The following is an 18923-nucleotide window of genomic DNA, read 5'->3' as shown; positions in this document are numbered from 1 at the left end:
TCGCCCGGCGCGGGGGGGGGCCGGGCGGGGGGGGGGGCGGGGGGCCCGGCGGGGCGCGGCGCCCCGCCCCCCCCCCCCCCCCCCCCCCCCCCCCCCCCCCCCCCCCCCCCCCCCCCCCCCCCCCCCGCCTCTGCCCCGCTTTGCGGGGGCGAGGAACCGCCATTCCGCGACGCTACCATCAAAACCTCGGAATATCCGGAAACGCCGTCTGGCCGCGATGCACGTGCATGCGTCCGAGCTCGGCGCAGCGGCGAAGCTGCGGAAACACCTTGCCCGGGTTGAGCAGATGGTTGGGGTCGAATGCGCATTTGACCCGCATCTGCTGGTCGAGGTCGATCTGGTTGAACATTTCCGGCATCAGGTCGCGCTTCTCGACGCCGACGCCGTGCTCGCCGGTCAGCACGCCGCCGACCTTGACGCAAAGCCGCAGGATGTCGGCGCCGAAACTTTCCGCCATGTCGAGCTCGCCCGGCACGTTGGCGTCATAGAGGATCAGCGGATGCAGATTGCCGTCGCCGGCATGGAATACATTGGCGACGCCGAGCCCGTATTTTTCGGAGAGTTCCCGCATGCCGTGCAGGACGCGCGGCAGTTCCTTGCGCGGGATGGTGCCGTCCATGCAGTAATAGTCCGGCGAGATGCGGCCGACCGCCGGAAAGGCCGCCTTGCGGCCGGCCCAGAAACTCAGCCGCTCCTGCTCCGATTGCGAGATGCGGCATGTGGTCGAGCCGTTCCTATAGGCGATTGCCTCAACCAGGCCGATCAGATGATCGACCTCGACGCCCGGCCCGTCGAGTTCGACGATCAGCAGCGCCTCGACATCCAGGGGATAGCCGGCATGGACGAAATCCTCGGCAGCATGGATCGCCGGGCGATCCATCATCTCCATGCCGCCCGGGATGATGCCGGCGCCGATGATGTCGGCGACGCATTGGCCGCCCTGCTCGCTGGTCGGGAAGCCGATCAGCAGCGCGCGCGCCGTCTCCGGTTTCTTCAGGATGCGCACGGTGACCTCGGTGACGACGCCGAGCAGCCCTTCGGAACCGGTCATCACCCCGAGCAGGTCGTAGCCTTCCGCGTCGAGATGCTTGCCACCGAGCCGCACCACCTCGCCGTTCATCAGCACCATCTCGATCCCGAGCACATTGTTGGCGGTGAGGCCGTATTTGAGGCAATGTACGCCGCCGGAATTCTCCGCGACATTGCCGCCAATCGAGCAGGCGATCTGGGAGGATGGATCGGGGGCGTAATAAAAGCCCTCCTGCTCGACGGCGGTGGTGATGCCGAGATTGGTGACGCCCGGCTGGGCGACGACGATGCGGTTGGGAAAATCGATCTCGAGAATGCGGTTGAACCTGCTCATCACCAACAGCACGGCATCTTCGAGCGGCAGCGCCCCGCCGGACAGCGAGGTGCCGGAACCGCGCGGCACGACGCGGATGTTGCGGTCGTTGCAATATTTCAGCACGCGCGAGACCTGCGCCACCGTTTCGGGCAGCACCACCACCAGTGGCAACTGCCGATAGGCGGTGAGGCCGTCGCTCTCGAAGGCGCGCATCGAATTGGCAGCGTCGACGACGCCCTCGCCCGGCACGATGATGCGCATATCGGCGACGATCTCGTCGCGCCGGCGCATCGTGGCGTCGTCTGATTTCGGCATCAGCAGGCCGGACATCGACAGTTCCTTCGATCGACTGGTAAAAATCTTTTACCAGCGGCAGGCGCTCGTTGCAAATCCTGCTTTGGCTGAAATCGGAAGCCGATACCGGGACGATCTTGCGCGGGTCGGCGAGAGGGAAGCGCTGACTTTCTCCCCCCTCGAGGGCCCTCGAGGGGGAGATGGCCGCGAAGCGGCCAGAGGGGGTCGTCTCACGTAAATCGCCGACGTCGTGTCCGGCCGCGAAACGAGGTTGGCGCCCATGCGAGACGACCCCCTCTGTCGCCTTCGGCGACATCTCCCCCTCAAGGTGGGAGATTGCCTGCCTGCTCGCCTGCCGGCTTGGCGGGTTCGGAGTGCAGGCGGCGCACTCGGCGCACGCCCCACCAGACCAGCAGGATGGCGAGCGGCACCGAGGCGGCGGTGACGACCTCGGGCGCGACGGCATGGCCGAAGATCGAGGCGCCCTTGGCGAGGTAACCGATGAGCCCGACGACGTAGTAGGAGACGGCGGCGACCGAGAGACCCTCCACCGTCTGCTGCAGCCGCAACTGCAGGCGGGCGCGGTTGTTCATCGACGCCAGCAAATCGCGGTTCTGCTTCTCGACCTCGACGTCGACCCAGGTGCGCAGCAGCGTGGTGGCGCGGGTGAGCTTGGTCGACAGATTGGCCTGACGCTCTTCGACCGAACGGCAGGTGCGCATGGCTGGGGCGACGCGGCGCTGCAGGAAGCCGCCCCAGGTGTCGTAGCCGGGCACCGCCTCTTCCTCCAGCGCCTCCAGCCGTTCGCGGACGATGCCGTCATAGGCGCGGCTGGCGCCGAAGCGATAGAGGCTTGAGGCTGCATCGGCCTCCAGTTCGGCGGCAAGCTCGGTCAGATCGGCAAGCAGCGTCTGGTTGTCGCGGGTTTCGGCGACCTTCATTTCCAGTGTGGTCTGCGCCAGCCTGTCTTCGATGCGGCGGGCGCGACCGGACAGCATCAGCGCCAGCGGCAGGCCAAGCATGGCCAGCGTGCGGTAGGTTTCGATATCGATCAGCCGCTGCGCCAGCGCGCCGGTCCGTGCCGGCGTCAGGCCGCGGTCGAGCACCAGCATGCGGGTCATGCCGTCACCGTCCTGGCGGAAATCGGTGACAATGGCGGCGTTGCCGCGCTCGACCAGCGAATAGCACAGGCTGGTCGGGTCGAAGCCGGCGATCAGCCTTTCGCTCGCCTGCGTCCATTTGCGGATTTCGAGCCTGATGCCGGAAATCACCGTTCCCGGCGGCGAAAAGCCGTTGCCGAAAGGCGAACCTTCCTGGCGCTGGCCGCTCTCGGAGAGCGGTCCTTCCCACAGATAGGTGGAGAATTCCGTATGCCGCTCCCAGCGCAGCGAGCCCTTGCCCCACTTCATCGCGTGGTGGCGGGCATGAGGGTCAGGCGCAGCGATGCCGAGGCGCCGCGACAGTTCGGAAAGCACCGCCTGGTCGACGCCGGAGCCGGCTTCGGTCATGAACGAAAGCTGCACCAGCACGCGCGGTTTCTCGACCAGCGGATGCGGACGAGCGTGAACCTCGCCGAGCGCGCCAGGCCGTCCCTCATGCGCGGGAAAGCCCATGACGCTGCCTTCGACGCGCGGCTGGAATTCGAGATTGGACGGGTCATCTGCCACGGCTGGTCCCCCGGGCCTGGTGCACTCGCGTCCCTCTAGAGCCAATTGCCGGGGCACGCAAACGACAAATTAGCCGAAAGCGATAGGCCGGGACGACGTCGGACCCGGCCAAGTGGGCGAACTGGATAAATAATTTGACCAGTTGCCGACACAGGCTTTATCCTGCGCGACACCGGTACAATCCCCCAGGCCATCCCCGTTGAGCGACATTTTCTCCAGGATCGAGCATTCCCGCACCGCCGACGAGGTGGTGCAGCAGATCGAGAGTCTGATACTCGAAGGTGTTCTGCGCACCGGCGACAGGCTGCCGGGCGAGCGCGAGCTGGCGCGCCGGTTCGAGGTGTCGCGGCCGATCCTGCGCGATGCGCTGAAGGCGCTGGAGGGGCGCGGGCTTTTGACGACCCGGCCCGGCGGCGGCACCCATGTCGCCGATGTCATCGGCCAGCTGTTCACCAAGCCGGTGACGGACCTGATCTCCATGCATCGCAAGGCGGCGACCGACTATCTGGAATACCGCCGCGAGATCGAGGCGGTGGCGGCCGAGTACGCGGCGCGGCGCGCCACGTCAGACGACCTGGCGCTGCTCGACCGCATCATGGCGCGCATGGACGAGGCGCACCGGACCGGCAATTTCGACGACGAGGCGGAAATCGACGTCGAGTTCCACCACGCGATCTGCGAATGCGCGCACAACATCATCCTGTTGCACACGCTGCGCTCGTGCTACCGGCTGCTGTCGGAGGGCGTGTTCCAGAACCGGCTCCTGGTGTTCAACGTGCCGGGCGCGCGCGAAGCGCTGCTTTCGCAGCACCGGGCGATCTACGCGGCGGTCAAGGCCGGCGATCCGGCGGCCGCACGGCAGGCGGCGATGGACCACATCAGCCATGTCGAACGCACCATGGCCGAGGCCGAGCGCAGCGGCGACTGGCAACGCGTGTCGCGGCTGAGGCTGATGCAGCGCTCCGAAGCCGGCGACAGCGAGCCGGCACGGAAACGCTCGTGAGCGCCGGCAAGAATTGCGACGAATTAGCGAACCATCAGCGGGAAGCCCATGAGCATGATCCTCACCATCGCCGATCTCAAGGACCTGGCGCGCCGCCGCGTGCCGAAGATGTTCTTCGACTATGCCGATTCCGGTGGATGGACCGAAAGCACCTACCGGGCCAATGAGGAGGATTTCCAAAAGATCAAGTTCCGCCAGCGCGTGCTGGTCGACATGAGCAACCGCTCGCTGGAATCGACCATGATCGGCGAGAAGGTGGCGATGCCGGTGGCGCTGGCGCCGACCGGCATGACCGGCATGCAGCACCCCGACGGCGAGATGCTGGCGGCGCAGGCGGCGGAGGAATTCGGCGTGCCGTTCACGCTGTCGACGATGAGCATCTGCTCGATCGAGGATGTCGCATCGGTGACCAGGAAGCCGTTCTGGTTCCAGCTCTATGTGCTGCGCGACAAGGATTTCGTCCTCAGTCTCATCGACAGGGCGAAGGCGGCGAAGTGCTCGGCCCTGGTGCTGACGCTCGACCTGCAGATCCTCGGCCAGCGCCACAAGGACATCCGCAACGGACTGTCGGCGCCGCCGCGCTTCACGCCGAAGCATGTCTGGCAGGTGGCGACCAGGCCGGGCTGGTGCCTTGGCATGGCCGGCACCAAGCGCCGGACCTTCCGCAACATCGTCGGCCACGCCAAGGGCGTCGGCGACCTCAACTCGCTGTCGTCGTGGACGACGGAGCAATTCGATCCGCACCTGTCGTGGAAGGACGTCGCCTGGATCAAGGAGCGCTGGGGCGGCAAGCTGATCCTGAAGGGCATCCTCGACAAGGAGGACGCGCTGATGGCGGCCAAGACCGGCGCCGACGCGATCATCGTCTCCAATCATGGCGGACGCCAGCTCGACGGCGCGCCGTCGTCGATCTCGGTGCTGGAAGAAATCGCCGACGCGGTCGGCGACACGATCGAAGTGCATATGGATGGCGGCATCCGCTCTGGCCAGGACGTGCTGAAGGCGCTGTGTCTCGGCGCCAAGGGCACCTATATCGGCCGGCCTTTCCTCTACGGCCTCGGCGCGCTCGGCAAGGATGGAGTCACCAAAGCCTTGGAAATCATCCGCAAGGAGATGGACATAACGCTGGCACTGTGCGGAAAGCGTCTGGTGACCGACATGGGCAAGGATCAGCTTCGGCGTTAGACTCCCGTGGCGGCATGATCACGGAGATGGAAGCATTGACTGCCCCCGGCATCCACTTTCTCGACGCGCGCGGACCGGAAGGCATGCGCATCTATGCGGTCGGCGACGTGCATGGCCGGCTCGACCTGCTCGCCGCCATGTACCGCCGGATTGCGGCCGAGATCAGCCAGGCGCGGCCGGTCGACTGGCGTGTCGTCCATCTCGGCGACTATGTCGACCGCGGCCCGGACTCCAAGGGCGTCATCGATTTCCTGATCGAAGTGCGACGACGCGACCCGCGCCACCTGATGCTCGCCGGCAACCACGACATCGGCTTCCTAGACTTCCTCGACACTCCCGATGCGGACGGGCTTTTCATGCGCTATGGCGGCATCCAGACCGCGCAATCCTATGGCGTAGCGCTCAATGAAGGTGGCGGCGCGTGGTTCGGCAGGTCCGAGGCGGCATTGCGGCAAGGCCATGCAGCACTTGTCGAGGCCGTGCCGAAAAGCCATGTCGAGTTCCTGCAGTCGCTGCCGTTTTCACTAACCTTCGGCGACTTCTTCTTCTGCCATGCCGGCATCCGGCCGGGCATTGCGCTGGAAAGTCAGAGCGCGCAGGACCTGATCTGGATCCGCGATGTCTTCCACAATCATTCCGGCCTGCATCCAAAGATCGTGGTGCATGGCCACACGCCGGTGCCGGAGGCCGAGGTGATGGTCAACCGCGTCAATATCGACACGCTCGCCTACCAGACGGGAAACCTCAGCGCGCTCGTCGTCGACGGTGCCGACAAGCGTATCCTGGTGGTGTCAGGCGAGAGGGGTTAAAGCGCTTAGCGAAGCGCGGCGGTGACGCCGTAGCCGTCGACGGCGTTGTGGTTGTTGGCTGCGTCGCCGGCGTAGGTGCCGAAGCCGCACAACACTATGGCCGACAACATGACAAAGGACAGAAGCGCTGCTTTCACGGACGTCATCTCTTGTTGAGCTTCCTGCATCTGTGCACAGGGCGGGTTACGAATGGGTTGAAACGGAAAATGCGTCTTAAAGTTTCGACGATTTCGCGCTTTTAGGCATGTTCTGTATCGGCGATGTGTCGCGCGAGTGACCCAAAAGGTTCATCGCGTTGCACGGAAGATGCAGAGCGGGTGCCTTCTAGGGTGGCGGGCGGCCACAAGCCAAGCACGAAACATGCTGTCCACAGCGGATTTTTGCCGGCGTGCCAAATATGCAACGTCGGTACTGACTGATCAGATCGTCGCCACCCAGGCGCGGGCGATGGCCAGCCCGGCGGCGTCGGCAGCCGCTCCGTGGCGGGCCATTTCGTCATCGAGCCGATCGCTCCAGTCCGGGTGCCGCTCGGCAATGAGCGATGCGAAGGATGCGCTCCAGTCGCGGACCATCGGCCGGTCCGCCTCGAAATGGAACTGAAACCCGTAGACGGCACGGCCGATGCGAAACGCCTGGTTCTCGGCGACTTCGTTGCCGGCGAGCCGCACGGCATTTTCGGGCAAGACAAAGGTGTCGTCGTGCCATTCGAAGATCGGGAAATTTTCGGGCAGCGCTGCGAGCACCGGATCGGCAGTCGCCGCCGGCGTGAGCGAGACCTTGTGCCAGCCGAATTCCGAGGCGCCGCCGATCCGGTTCTCGCCGCCGAAGGCGCGCGCCACCAGTTGGCTGCCAAGGCAGATACCGAGCACGGCGCGATCCTTGCCGGCGAAATCGCGCGTCAGGTCGAGCAATTCAGGAAAATACGGGCAGATCTCGTCGTCCAGCGCATTCTGGGCGCCGCCGAGCACGACCATGGCGTCGTGCGCAGCGCTGTCCTGCGGCAGCATCTCGCCACCATAGGGCCGGCGCAGATCGATATCGGCGCCTGCCTCGACAAGCGCTGCGCCGATCTGGCCAAGGCCCTCGCTGTCGAAATTCTGGACCACCAGCACCCGCATCGAAAAACCTGCTGACATGAAAACGATGCGACGAGCGATATCATGCCGCCGTCATTCCGGCCAAGATACGTATTCGGGGAGAAAGCTATGCCACTGCAGAATCGGGTCGACCCGTTCGGCGTCATCCACGCCGTGCCGGAGCGCGGCCTGTTCATGGGCAATCGCGGCATCATCCATGACCCCGAAACGAAGACGCTGCTGAAAAAGCGCTGGGCGCTGCAGGCCTGGATCATCTGCGTATGCGGATTCCGCGATGTGCGGCGCGAGCCGATGGGCCGCAACAGGCAAAGTGACGACCAATCGGTGGGCAAGGCCGGCTGGACCGAATTGTTTTTCCTGGACGAGGTGACCGCACTCTCGGCCGGGCATCGGCCCTGCTTCTTCTGCCGGCGCGAGCGGGCCAGGGACTTCGTCCGGCGCTTCGGCATGGCCTTCGGCATTGCCGCGCCGCGCGCACCGCAGGTCGACAAGCGGCTGCATAGGGAGCGGCCGGCGTCGGGTGGGCAGGCACCGGTCGTATCCGTAGAAGAGCTTGCCGGGTTGCCGGACGGCGCCATGGTTGCGGACGGCGGCAATGCCTATGCGATGCGCGGCGGCAAGGCGCTGCGCTGGTCGTTCGCAGGCTATGGTGATCGTGTGGGGGGCGATCCGGTGGACGGCGATCCCGTGGGGTTCGGCGGTTTTGCCGACCGTCCAATCCGCCTGCTCACGCCGGCGACCACCGTTGCCGTGCTGAGGCAAGGCTATTTGCCAGTGTGGCATCCGTCGGCCGAGACTTGACGCCAAGAGCCGGCTCGCCCATTCCTCGGCGATGCGCGCCAATTACAAGATGCAGCGGCTGTTCGTGCCGGACGACCTCGGACCGGATATCGAGTTCGAGGCGAGCCCGCAGCAGGGCCATTATCTGATGCATGTGCTGCGGCTCGGCGAGGGCGCCGAAATCCTGTTGTTCAACGGCCGCGACGGCGAATGGTCGGCTTCTATCGCCGCCAGGTCCAAAAAGACGGTGCGGCTGAAGCTGCTGGCATTGCAGCGGCCGCAGCCGCCGCTGCCCGATCTCGTCTACTGCTTTGCGCCGCTTAAGCAGGGTCGGCTCGACTATCTGGTGCAGAAGGCGGTCGAGATGGGCGCCGGCGTCCTGCAGCCGGTCATTACCCAGCACACGCAGGTGGCAAAGCCCGGCATCGAACGGCTGCGCGCCAATGTCGTCGAGGCCGCCGAACAATGCGGCATCCTTGCGGTGCCGGAAGTGCGCGAAGCGGAAAAAATCGAGCGCCTGCTGGCCGGCTGGGACAAGGAGCGGCGGTTGATCTTCTGCGACGAGGATGCTTCCACCAACAATCCGCTGCCGGCGCTGCAGGCGGTGCGGGAGAAGAAGCTCGGGCTGCTGGTCGGCCCCGAGGGCGGATTTTCCGACGAGGAACGAAGGATGCTGCGGGAGCTGCCTTTCGTAACCGCGATTCCTCTCGGTCCGCGCATCCTGCGCGCCGATACGGCTGCTGTGGCGGCGCTGGCGGTGATACAGGCGACAATCGGAGACTGGTGAGGCACTTCCCTTCTCCCCTTGTGGGCCTTGTGGGAGAAGGAAGAAGCAGCCAATCAATTCCAGTTACCCTGTGGCTCAGGATTTTTCGCTTGATCGCCTACTGACATTTCGTCCATCTAGCGCCGGCGGTCGTCCGACCACCTACAGCGCCGCGCGTCCTTTCGGACGCGCAAAGGACGCTGTAGCACTTGATTGGGCACATGATCCTTTCCGAAAATCGAAGCCGATTTTCGGAATCATGTGCTAGAGGACTTGTAATGGCGCGCGACACAACCGATTTCCGGCCGATCGAAGGCGTCGACGAGCTTGTCGAGCACCTGGCTGAAGGCAACAAGCCGCGCGACAAATGGCGCATCGGCACCGAACACGAGAAATTTCCATTCTATGTCGACGGCAATGCGCCGGTGCCCTATGGCGGCGAGCACGGCATCCGCGCCATTCTTGAGGGCATGCAGGAAAAACTCGGCTGGGATCCGATCATGGATGCCGGCCGCATCATCGGCCTGGTCGAGCCGACCGGCCGGGGCGCGATTTCGCTGGAGCCCGGCGGCCAATTCGAACTGTCCGGCGCGCCGCTGGAAACGATCCACCAGACCTGCCGCGAGGGCAATGCGCATCTGGCGCAGGTGCGCGAGATCGCCGAGCCGATGGGCATCCGCTTCCTCGGGCTCGGCGGCAGCCCGAAATGGTCGCTGGCCGAGACGCCAAAAATGCCAAAGTCGCGCTACGAGATCATGACCCGCTACATGCCCAAGGTCGGCACCAAGGGCCTCGACATGATGTACCGCACCTGCACCATCCAGGTGAATCTCGACTTCGAGAGCGAGGCCGACATGCGCCGCAAGATGCAGGTGTCGCTGAAGCTGCAGCCGCTGTCGACGGCGCTGTTCGCCAACTCGCCGTTCACTGAGGGCCGGCCCAACGGATTTCAGAGCTGGCGCGGCGACATCTGGCGCGACACCGACAATCAGCGCTCGGGACTGCTCGACTTCTGCTTCTCGCCCGATTTCGGCTTCGCCGACTATGTCGAATGGGCGCTCGACGTGCCGATGTACTTCGTCATCCGCGACGGCCACTACCACGACATGACGCACGTCTCCTTCCGCCAGTTCATGGCAGGTGCGGCCCGCAACGAGATTTCTGACGGGCTGCCGACGATGGGCGATTGGGCGAACCATTTGTCGACGCTGTTCCCCGACGTGCGACTGAAGCGTTTCCTTGAAATGCGCGGCGCCGATGGCGGACCATGGCGGCGCATCTGCGCGCTGCCGGCTTTTTGGGTCGGGCTGCTCTACGACGCGGCGGCGCTCGACGCCGCCGAGGCGCTGACCTCAAGCTGGAGCTATGAAGAGGTGCTGGCGATGCGCAACGCCGTGCCGGAACAGGGCATTTCGGCGCCGTTCCGCAATACGACACTGCGCGAGATCGCCCGCGACGTGCTCGTCATCTCGCGCATGGGGCTGAAGAACCGCGGCCGCAAGAACCGCGACGGCTACGACGAAACGTCGTTCCTCAGCACCCTGGACGAAGTCATCGCGCGCGGCACCACCAGCGCCGAGGAACTGCTCTCCGCCTATCATACGCGCTGGGGCGGCTCGATCGAGCCGGTGTTCATGGAGTATGCGTATTAGCCGTTTGCTATCGGCTTGGCTGACAGTTCGGGAAACGCGCTTTCCGAAATCGATTCCGATTTTCGGGCCGATGCGGTAGGCTCTTCTACGAGGATTTTCCCGAGGAGAAAACCAATGGCTTCCTTGTTCGACATTCTGGCGCAGGCGCAGAACGGTAACGGCATGCAGGCCCTGGCCCAACAGTTCGGCCTTTCGCAGCAGCAAGCGCAATCGGCGGTCGAGGCGCTGCTGCCGGCCTTTTCACAGGGGCTGAAGCGCAGCACCTCCGACCCGTACGGGCTCGGCGCGTTCATGACGGCAATGGCCAGCGGCCAGCACGCCAAATATTTCGAGGACGCAGGCCGGGCCTTCTCGCCGCAGGGCGTCGATGAAGGCAACGGCATTCTTGGCCATCTGTTCGGCTCGAAAGACCTGTCCCGCGCCGTTGCCAGCCAGGCAGCGCAGGCGAGCGGCGTCAGCCAGCAGATCTTGCAGCAGATGTTGCCGGTCGTGGCTTCGATGATGATGGGTGGCCTGTTCAAGCAGACCACAAATCAGATGCAGGCAGCAGGCGGATTCGGCGGCGGCAGCAATCCGCTCGGCGAGATCATCGAGCAGATGATGCGGCAGGCCGGTGGCGGCGCACCGGCACCGCAACAGCGCCAGGCGCCGCAGCCCGGCCCGATGGACAATCTGTTCGGCAAAGTGCTGCAGGACATGTTCGGTGGTGCGCAGCAGCCGCAGGGTCAGCCGCGGCAGGCGCCCAATCCCTACGGCGACAATCCGCTCGGCGAGGTGCTGCAGGACATGTTCGGCGGCGGCGCGCAGCAGCCGCAGCCGCGTCAGGCGCCGCAGCAGCGCGAAACGCCGCAGCCGCAGACCAATCCGAGCGGCAGGCCACGCAATCCGTTCGACGATTTGTTCGGCAAGATGTTCGAGGCAGGTGCGCAGCAGCGTGACGACTACCAGAAGGGCATGGAGTCGATCTTCGATCAGTTCAAGCGAGGCATGGACCGGCGGTAGCGTGAAGCTGGCCTTCGGCTGATTTCAAAAAGAAAAATGCCCGATCCTTGGGAGGACCGGGCAGTGCGCAGGCGGGCCGGCGGGGAAACCGGCAGGGAGTGGGAGCCTGCGAAATCCAAGCACCGCGCGCCCGAAGGGCACGCAACCATCGATCAGGTCACTTTGCGGGCAATATCCTCGATCGTGTCTGTGCGATCGGCTGCGATAATGCGAAGCCTCTCGGTTGGATCGCGGCCAAACGGCACGTCGATGGCGACGTGGAGATCGGCTCGCGTCAAGCCGATGTCGGCAAGTTCGGCGTCCGACATCTCGCCAAGGCGATAGAAGGCGCGGCGGTTTTTCCAGGCGCGATAGACGCTGGAGATGGTGTTGACCACGCGCGTCGCAATAGCCGGACGCGACGTGATGCGCGAAGTCTCGGTGGCGAAATCAAACGTAGCCATGTCAGTCTCCTTCATTCGAACGGACGAAGACGCGCGATCGGCGCTGGCAACAGCGGCCGTTCCGGTCCCGATTCACATGCTGTCATGTGGACAGTCGTAAATTTGCCATCGTTCGATTGATTAATCCAACGAATGTTTCTAATCTTTAACATCAACACTAGTGATGGATGGGACCGATGAAAGCGCCACTCGATCTCGATCAATTGCAGACCTTCGTCTCGATCGTCGACACCGGCAGCTTCACCCGCGCGGCGGAAGCGGTGCATCGGACCCAGTCGGCGGTGTCCATGCAGATGCGCCGGCTGGAGGAGCGGATCGGCAAGCCGCTGTTCGAAAAGGACGGGCGCACCAACAGGCTGACCGAGGAAGGCGACAGGCTGCTCTCCTACGCAAGACGGTTGCTGTTCCTCAATCGGGAAACGCTGGCCGCCTTCGACGACCGGCGGCTCGAAGGCACGATCCGAATCGGCACGCCGGACGACTATGCCGATCGCTTCCTGCCCGAGATCATGGCCCGCTTCGCCCGTTCCAACCCACGTGTCGAACTGACCGTGATCTGCGAGCCGACGCCGGGGCTGGTCGAGCATATCAAGCGTGGCAATCTCGATCTGGCACTGGTGACGCATAGTGACGCGCACGGCCAGTCGGAAGTGGTGCGGCGCGAACCGCTGCTGTGGGTGACTTCGGCCAACCATGCGACGCATGAACAGGACGTTCTGCCGATGGCCTTCGGCCGGCCGAACTGCATCTGGCGGCGGGCCGCGGTCGACGTGCTCGACCGGCAGAACCGCGACTACCGCATCCTGTTCACCAGCTTCTCGGCGACCGTCATCACCGCCGCGGTGCTTTCCGGCCTGGCGATCTCGGTGCTGCCGGAATGCGCGCTGCGCCCCGGCATGCGGGTGCTGGGCGACGCCGACGGATTCGGCGCCCTGCCCGATTGCCGCATCGGCATCATGCGCGGCCAGACGTCGCGGCCGGAGATCGTCGACGCGCTTGCCCGTCACATTTCGGAAAGCCTCGACAATATTTCCGTGCCGCTCGGCGAAGAGACGGGAAGCTTCGACTTCGCAGCCTTTTCGAAGATGAAGCGGGGCAAGCCGAACCAGATCGTGCCGGGCTGGTAAGGATCAGGCGGAAACTGCTGCCGGCGTGCTGTCCTTGCCAGGCAAAAGGCCGGCCAGCCGCAGCAATTGCGCCGGCTCCAGCGGCAGCGACAGCAGATGGCCCTGAAACTCTCGGCAGCCCATGGCGACGAGCAGCGCCTTTTGCTCCTCGGTCTCCACGCCTTCCGCGGTGACGCCGACGTTAAGAGCGTCGGCAAGATCGACAAGCGCCGTGACGATCGCCGCTGAACTCTCGTCGCGGCCGAGGAGGTTCACGAAGGAGCGGTCGATCTTGAGCTTGTCGATAGCGTGGCGGCGCAGATAGTTCAGCGACGAATAGCCGGTGCCGAAATCGTCGAGCACTATGGCGATCCCCGACCGGCGCAAGGCAGCCAGAGCCGTCCTGGTCGTATCGTTGTTGTCCAACAGCACGCCCTCGGTGATCTCGAGCTGCAGGCGCCCTGGCGCCAATCCGGTCTCGGCGAGAACCGCCGCAAGCTGCTCGGCGAAACCGGCGTCGCGCAGTTGCAGCGGCGACACGTTGACGGCCACCCAAGGCAATTCGGTGCCGACAGCGAAGCGGCAAGCCTCTTGCAGCACCCATTTGCCAAGCTGGCCGATCATGCCACGTTCTTCGGCGATGGCGATGAATTGTGCCGGCGGCAAGCCACCGTGGACCTCATGTCCCCAGCGGATCAGCGCCTCGGCACCGAGGATCGTGCTGCCGTCCGCCGCAAAGATCGGCTGATACGCCAGCTTGATCCCGGTTCCGCCATTCAGGGCATGGCGAAGCTCGCTCTCAACCTGGCGCTTGCGCAACAGCAGGTCGTCCATGTCGCCGGCAAAGACCTGGTAGCGGCCGCGGCCGTTCTTCTTGGCTTCATAAAGCGCGATATCGGCCTTGCGCAGCAAGTCGTCCGCATCGGCATCCGGACCGGTCGACAATGCTATGCCGATGCTGGCGCTGACAAAAACCTGGTCGTCGGCCAGCTTGAACGGCTCCTGCAGCTTTTGAAGCAGACCCTCCGAAACATCCTCGGCGCCTCGGATGTCGTCAACATCAATCAGGATCATGGCGAACTCATCACCGCCGAGCCGTGCCACCGTGTCGACCTCCCGGATTGCCTGCTGGAGCCTCGCGGCGGTCTGGCGGACAAGCTCGTCGCCGGCAGGATGGCCAAGCGTGTCGTTGACATGCTTGAAACGGTCGAGGTCGAGATAAAGAAGCGCCACTTTGGCTGTTTCGTGACTGGCCGTGAGCAAAGCGCGCCGGAGCCGGTCCTCGAACAGCGCCCGGTTGGGAAGGCCGGTGAGCGTGTCGTGGAAGGCGAGATACTGCGCCTCGGCCTGACTGGTCTGCAGCGCCGACGATGCACGGCGGAGGCGGCGCAGCAGGAATGCCAGGACACCTGCCGCGAGCAGCGCGCCACCGATCAGGGCCGGCCCTGCCTCGCGCACAAGCGCGCTGCCGGGCCGCTCCTGATCCCAGCCGGCATAAGCCAGGATGACGCCGTGTGAGTCGACCAGCGGAATGGCAGCCCCGCCGACCGGCTGCGACAACGGCAGCAGGCGGGCGCCCCCCAACAGATATTGCCCGGCGATCTTGGCCAGCAGCGCGTCGGTGATGAAGTCCACCGAGATATGAAGGTATTCGCTGCCAGGCGTCTGGATGACGCGGTCGGAACTCGGCACCAGCGGCATGATGCTGAGGATGGCAGGTTTTCCGTCAAGCTCCACCAGATCCCCTGCGGCCAATTTGACCGGACCGCCGGCCAGGTCTTCTTTCGCCGGCTCGCGGATCAACCGGCGCACCCTTTCGACCGTGGGCAACAGAACCGGCTCATCCTCGCTGTAACGCGCCGGCGCCAGTACGTTTCCTTCACGCATCGCATGGACCGGACGATCGACGGCATCCAGTACATAGACCCGATCATGCCCATAGTAGGAATACATCCAGACGCTGATGTTATCGATCATCCAGTCCACGTTGCCGGCCTTGGCATTGATGACGGAATCGTCCCAGACTGCGATGCTTTCCTGCTCGCGATCCACCGCCGCCATCCGGTCCCGCATGCCGTTGGCGAAAAGGATTTTCTGCCGCTCGAGGGAGACGCTATCCGCCTGCACAGTGGCGTAAAAGCCAAAGCCGACGACCATGGCAAGCGCGAAAATGCCAAGCGCCATTACCGTCAGCGTGACCTGGAACGTTAATGGGCTGCGTTGAAGACGACGGCTCATGCGTCCTGGCCACTCTCTTTTCCGCACAGTCATCAGATCGGGTTAAGATCGAGTTATGACATCGCTATGAGCGACGGCCTTGACGCCGGCCAACAACCGCCCCCCAATCGGCTAATGAGCGACGCTGCATCCGAATCACGTACCAACGCCACCGAATACACGGTCAGCGAGATTTCCGGCGCGCTGAAGCGCACGGTCGAGGACGTCTTCGGCAATGTGCGGGTGCGCGGCGAAATATCAGGCTATCGCGGGCCGCACTCCTCCGGCCATGCCTATTTCTGCCTCAAGGACGACCGCGCACGGCTCGACGCCGTGGTCTGGAAGACCACAATGGGCCGGCTGAAATTCCGCCCTGAAGAAGGCATGGAGGTGATCGCCACCGGCCGGCTCACCACCTATCCCGGAAAGTCCACCTACCAGATCGTCATCGACAATCTGGAGCCCGCCGGCGCCGGGGCGCTGATGGCTCTGCTGGAAGAGCGCAAGCGCCGGCTGCAGTCCGAAGGCCTGTTCGATGCCGGCCGCAAGCGCTTGCTGCCGTTCATGCCGTGCGTCATCGGCGTCGTCACCTCGCCGACAGGCTCTGTCATCCGCGACATCATCCACCGGATCAAGGACCGGTTTCCGCTGCATGTGCTGGTCTGGCCGGTGCGAGTGCAGGGCGAAACGGCCGGCGCGGAAGTGACCGCCGCCGTCAACGGCTTCAACGGACTGGCGCAGGATGGCGTCATCCCGCAGCCCGACCTGCTGATCGTGGCGCGCGGCGGCGGCAGCCTCGAGGATCTTTGGGGGTTCAATGACGAGGCGCTGGCCCGCGCCGTCGCCGCCTCGCGCATTCCGGTGATTTCGGCCGTCGGCCATGAAACGGACTGGACGCTGATCGACTTGGCGGCGGATGTGCGGGCGCCGACACCGACGGGTGCCGCCGAAATCGCCGTGCCCGTACGCGCCGACCTCGAAGTGACGCTTGCCGGCCTTGGTGCGCGGCTCAAGGCCGCGGTGTCGCGCAATTTCGAGCGCAAGCGCCAGGCGGTGCGTGCCGCCACCCGGGCGCTGCCCTCGCCCGACCAGTTGCTGGCATTGCCGCGCCGGCGTTTCGACGAGGCGACGAGCCGGCTTGGCCGAGCGCTGTCCGTCAGCGTCCAGCGCAAGCGAGCCAGGCTTCAGGCGCAGCGGCTGACGCCGGCCACCCTGTCGCGACGCATGAAGGAGGCCCGCACACTGGCCGGCCGCGACCTTGGCCGCGCGCAAGCGGCGTTCTTCGCCATCGTGCGCGAGCGGCGAACGCGGTTTTCGCGCACCGCGGCGCGGCTGTCGCCGGCGCCGCTCGCAAGGCGGCAGAAATTGCAGGCAGATGCCCTGACGGCGCTGTCGCGGCGGCAGGACCGGGTGATTTCGGTGCGGCTCGAGCGTTTGCGCGGGAAACTGACCCAGGCCGACCGGCTGCTGGCGACGCTGTCGCACAAGGCGGTGCTGGCGCGCGGCTTCGCCCTGGTGAAAGATGCCGACGGCGCAGTGATCAATCAAGCGGCGGAAGTGGCGCCGGGGATGGCACTTTCGCTGGAGTTCGCCGACGGAACCGCCGATGCGGTTGCGACCAGCGGCGCGGCACGGCCGAAAACTGTTGCAAAGCCGGCCGCCAAAGCCAAGGAGCCTGGCAGCCAAGGCTCGCTGTTTTGAGCGCCGATGATTTCCGGCAATCCACATCACCAGACGACGCCTTCCGGCAAGCAGCGCGCGCGAGCCTTCGGCATTCGTTTTGACGGCACGCCCGGACCGTTCAACGCCATCACCGATGTGGCTGGCGTTGCGGTCGGTTATTCGACGCTGATTTCGGGCGAAGGTGCGCTGGTGGTCGGCGAGGGCCGGTGCGCACCGGCGTGACCGCCATCCTGCCCAGATCGCGCGCCGAACTGGCCACGCCGGTGTTTGCCGGCATTTTCGGCCAGAACGGCAATGGCGAATTGACCGGCTCGCACATCATCGAGGAAACCGGTGCCTTCAATTTTCCGATCACCATCACCAACACGCATTCCTGCGGCGTTTCGCGCGACGGAACGCTGCGCTGGATGCAGCGCGTGCTGCCGGCCGCGCTCGACAGCGGCTGGGGCCTGCCGGTGGCGGCGGAGACCTATGACGGCTTCCTGAACGACATCAATGGCCACCATCTCGGGTTTGAGCATGTCGCCGCGGCCCTCGATGGCGCGACCAGCGGATCGATCGAGGAAGGCAGCGTCGGCGGCGGCACCGGCATGATCGCCTTCGGTTTCAAGGCAGGCTCCGGCACGGCATCGCGCCTCGTCGAATGGCACGGCCGGCGCTACACGGTCGGCGCGTTCGTGCAGGCGAATTTCGGCACGCGGAGCAATTTTACCATTCGCGGCCTGCGCGCCGGGCCCGATCTCATCGAACCGGCGATCCGCGAAAGCACGCCGCGCGCCGAAAAGGGCTCGATCATCGGGATCATCGCCACCAACGCGCCGTTGCTGCCGCATCAGATGAAGCGGCTGGCTCGCCGGGTGCCGCTCGGCGTCGCCATGACCGGCGGCTTCGGCTATCACAGCTCGGGCGATATTTTCCTGGCCTTTTCGACCGCCAACCGCGAGGCGGCGCTGGCGCCGCCAGGCCGCATCGCCAGCGCCGATTTTATCCCGGATACCGACATCGACCCGTTCTTCGACGCCGTGATCGGGAGTGTGGAGGAAGCGATCCTCAATGCGCTGGTCGCCAATGACGACATGACCGGGCGCGACGGCAATTTCGTGCCGGCGCTGCCAACGGCATGGCTCAAGAGCAAATTCGGGGCTAGGCAGGGAAAGTAGAACTGTGTGGCGTGTCACGCGTCGCACAGGTGAATAGATGCTTTTCGCCGGGTCGGCATGTCACTCGCTAAAGCGCGTCGCGTTTGAAGGGATTCATGCGACGCCCTTTAGTTCTTTGTTTTATGCATGTCGTTATCCCAAAACCGCTGCGCACTTTTGGGCGACATGCATTAGTCCGAATTCTTTTCGTCCTGGTCGGCCTCAGCCGCCTCTTCCAGCCTCGACGCGATAAGTTCCTGAATGTCGCCGACCTCTTCCTGGATATCCTCCAGCGGTATGCCGGCCTCAGCAGCCTTCGCCGCGCATTCCTTGGCGAGGGTCTCGGCCTGCTCCTCGATCCTGTCCAGCGGGGACTGGCAGTGGACCTTTTCGCCGATCCACTCCTGCAAGAACTCGATCGCGTGTTCGCTCATGCTGCTGTTCCCTGGCGGCTGCGCCGGTTGGTAATCATAAACGCCGGCATCCCCGAAAAGATGCACGGTCCTATTCCAACCGAGTCGCCGTCACCCGGCAAGCCGATCTTGCCCAAGCTCCACAGGGCTGACGGAAATCGAAGGTTCAAGGAGCACATTCTAATTCTGAAGGAGATTCTATTTTCCTGAGCAGACTGGCACCGTTGACTGGGATCAGGTCCCGGATCGCGCCATTGTTTCTACTTGTTATTTTCCGGCAATCCAGTCAATTTGTATGACAATAGGTATCACATTACGCGGC

The 18923-nt window shown here is 64.6% G+C and carries 16 protein-coding genes and 1 pseudogene; 10 read left to right on the top strand and 7 right to left on the bottom strand.

Annotated elements, in window-relative coordinates:
• Window positions 1-178: 178 nt before the first annotated feature.
• Both AC0L2M_RS06340 and AC0L2M_RS06335 read right to left on the bottom strand, forming a co-directional pair.
• Window positions 179-1675: an FAD-linked oxidase C-terminal domain-containing protein gene (locus tag AC0L2M_RS06340; RefSeq protein ID WP_473534350.1), complete on the bottom strand. Its 1497-nt coding sequence runs from the start codon at window positions 1673-1675 to the stop codon at window positions 179-181.
• A gap of 287 nt (window positions 1676-1962) precedes the next feature.
• Window positions 1963-3306 carry a DUF3422 family protein gene (locus AC0L2M_RS06335; RefSeq protein ID WP_027156343.1) on the bottom strand — a complete coding sequence of 448 codons (1344 nt, stop codon included), beginning with the start codon at window positions 3304-3306 and terminating at the stop codon, window positions 1963-1965.
• 199 nt (window positions 3307-3505) lie between these two features.
• Here AC0L2M_RS06335 and AC0L2M_RS06330 point away from each other — a divergent pair, with 199 nt between their 5' ends.
• Genes AC0L2M_RS06330 through AC0L2M_RS06320 form a run of 3 tightly spaced genes read left to right on the top strand, consistent with a single transcriptional unit; the run spans window position 3506 to window position 6303 of the window.
• Complete coding sequence (locus AC0L2M_RS06330; RefSeq protein WP_023800347.1) at window positions 3506-4309, top strand: FadR/GntR family transcriptional regulator; 804 nt, start codon at window positions 3506-3508, stop codon at window positions 4307-4309.
• Between the two features lie 48 nt (window positions 4310-4357).
• The gene (locus tag AC0L2M_RS06325) at window positions 4358-5494 is read left to right on the top strand and encodes an alpha-hydroxy acid oxidase (RefSeq protein WP_027156341.1); all 1137 of its coding nucleotides are present in this window, start codon (window positions 4358-4360) and stop codon (window positions 5492-5494) included.
• Between the two features lie 35 nt (window positions 5495-5529).
• Complete coding sequence (locus AC0L2M_RS06320; protein WP_473534491.1) at window positions 5530-6303, top strand: metallophosphoesterase; 774 nt, start codon at window positions 5530-5532, stop codon at window positions 6301-6303.
• Window positions 6304-6308: 5 nt separating this feature from the next.
• On the opposite strand, the gene AC0L2M_RS06315 is transcribed toward AC0L2M_RS06320, so the two are convergent.
• Window positions 6309-6449: a hypothetical protein gene (locus AC0L2M_RS06315; RefSeq protein WP_091595274.1), complete on the bottom strand. Its 141-nt coding sequence runs from the start codon at window positions 6447-6449 to the stop codon at window positions 6309-6311.
• 273 nt (window positions 6450-6722) lie between these two features.
• A complete protein-coding gene (locus AC0L2M_RS06310; protein WP_473534490.1) occupies window positions 6723-7421 on the bottom strand; it encodes a type 1 glutamine amidotransferase in 699 nt (232 codons plus the stop codon).
• Between the two features lie 87 nt (window positions 7422-7508).
• Here AC0L2M_RS06310 and AC0L2M_RS06305 point away from each other — a divergent pair, with 87 nt between their 5' ends.
• The 4 genes from AC0L2M_RS06305 to AC0L2M_RS06290 all read left to right on the top strand — a co-directional run bounded on the left by AC0L2M_RS06305 (window position 7509) and on the right by AC0L2M_RS06290 (window position 11600).
• On the top strand, window positions 7509-8201 hold the full coding sequence (locus AC0L2M_RS06305) for a hypothetical protein (RefSeq protein ID WP_023800342.1): 693 nt from the start codon (window positions 7509-7511) through the stop codon (window positions 8199-8201).
• Window positions 8202-8232: 31 nt separating this feature from the next.
• Window positions 8233-8967, top strand: coding sequence for a 16S rRNA (uracil(1498)-N(3))-methyltransferase (locus AC0L2M_RS06300; protein ID WP_473534349.1), 735 nt, complete (start codon window positions 8233-8235; stop codon window positions 8965-8967).
• A gap of 257 nt (window positions 8968-9224) precedes the next feature.
• Window positions 9225-10598, top strand: coding sequence for a glutamate--cysteine ligase (locus AC0L2M_RS06295; RefSeq protein ID WP_023800340.1), 1374 nt, complete (start codon window positions 9225-9227; stop codon window positions 10596-10598).
• A 114-nt stretch (window positions 10599-10712) separates the two neighbouring features.
• Window positions 10713-11600: a DUF937 domain-containing protein gene (locus AC0L2M_RS06290; RefSeq protein WP_473534348.1), complete on the top strand. Its 888-nt coding sequence runs from the start codon at window positions 10713-10715 to the stop codon at window positions 11598-11600.
• Between the two features lie 152 nt (window positions 11601-11752).
• On the opposite strand, the gene AC0L2M_RS06285 is transcribed toward AC0L2M_RS06290, so the two are convergent.
• On the bottom strand, window positions 11753-12043 hold the full coding sequence (locus AC0L2M_RS06285; protein ID WP_023800338.1) for a DUF1127 domain-containing protein: 291 nt from the start codon (window positions 12041-12043) through the stop codon (window positions 11753-11755).
• Between the two features lie 176 nt (window positions 12044-12219).
• On the opposite strand from AC0L2M_RS06285, the gene AC0L2M_RS06280 reads away from it, so the two are divergent.
• Entirely contained in the window at window positions 12220-13170 is a 951-nt protein-coding gene (locus tag AC0L2M_RS06280) for a LysR substrate-binding domain-containing protein (protein ID WP_023800337.1), read from the top strand.
• A gap of 3 nt (window positions 13171-13173) precedes the next feature.
• Here AC0L2M_RS06280 and AC0L2M_RS06275 read toward each other — a convergent pair whose 3' ends face one another.
• Window positions 13174-15387, bottom strand: a complete 2214-nt coding sequence (locus tag AC0L2M_RS06275) for a putative bifunctional diguanylate cyclase/phosphodiesterase (RefSeq protein WP_473534347.1) — start codon at window positions 15385-15387, stop codon at window positions 13174-13176.
• A gap of 114 nt (window positions 15388-15501) precedes the next feature.
• Between AC0L2M_RS06275 and xseA the strand changes: the two genes are divergently transcribed.
• On the top strand, window positions 15502-17067 hold the full coding sequence (gene xseA, locus AC0L2M_RS06270) for an exodeoxyribonuclease VII large subunit (protein ID WP_473534489.1): 1566 nt from the start codon (window positions 15502-15504) through the stop codon (window positions 17065-17067).
• A 9-nt stretch (window positions 17068-17076) separates the two neighbouring features.
• Window positions 17077-18209, top strand: a pseudogene (locus tag AC0L2M_RS06265) (DmpA family aminopeptidase).
• A 170-nt stretch (window positions 18210-18379) separates the two neighbouring features.
• Here AC0L2M_RS06265 and AC0L2M_RS06260 read toward each other — a convergent pair.
• Window positions 18380-18622, bottom strand: a complete 243-nt coding sequence (locus AC0L2M_RS06260) for a hypothetical protein (RefSeq protein WP_287065469.1) — start codon at window positions 18620-18622, stop codon at window positions 18380-18382.
• Window positions 18623-18923: the final 301 nt, after the last annotated feature.

This window comes from Mesorhizobium sp. WSM4806, from assembly GCF_055811635.1.
Note: the sequence above shows the minus strand (reverse complement) of the source record. Positions and strands in the feature narration are given on the sequence as shown.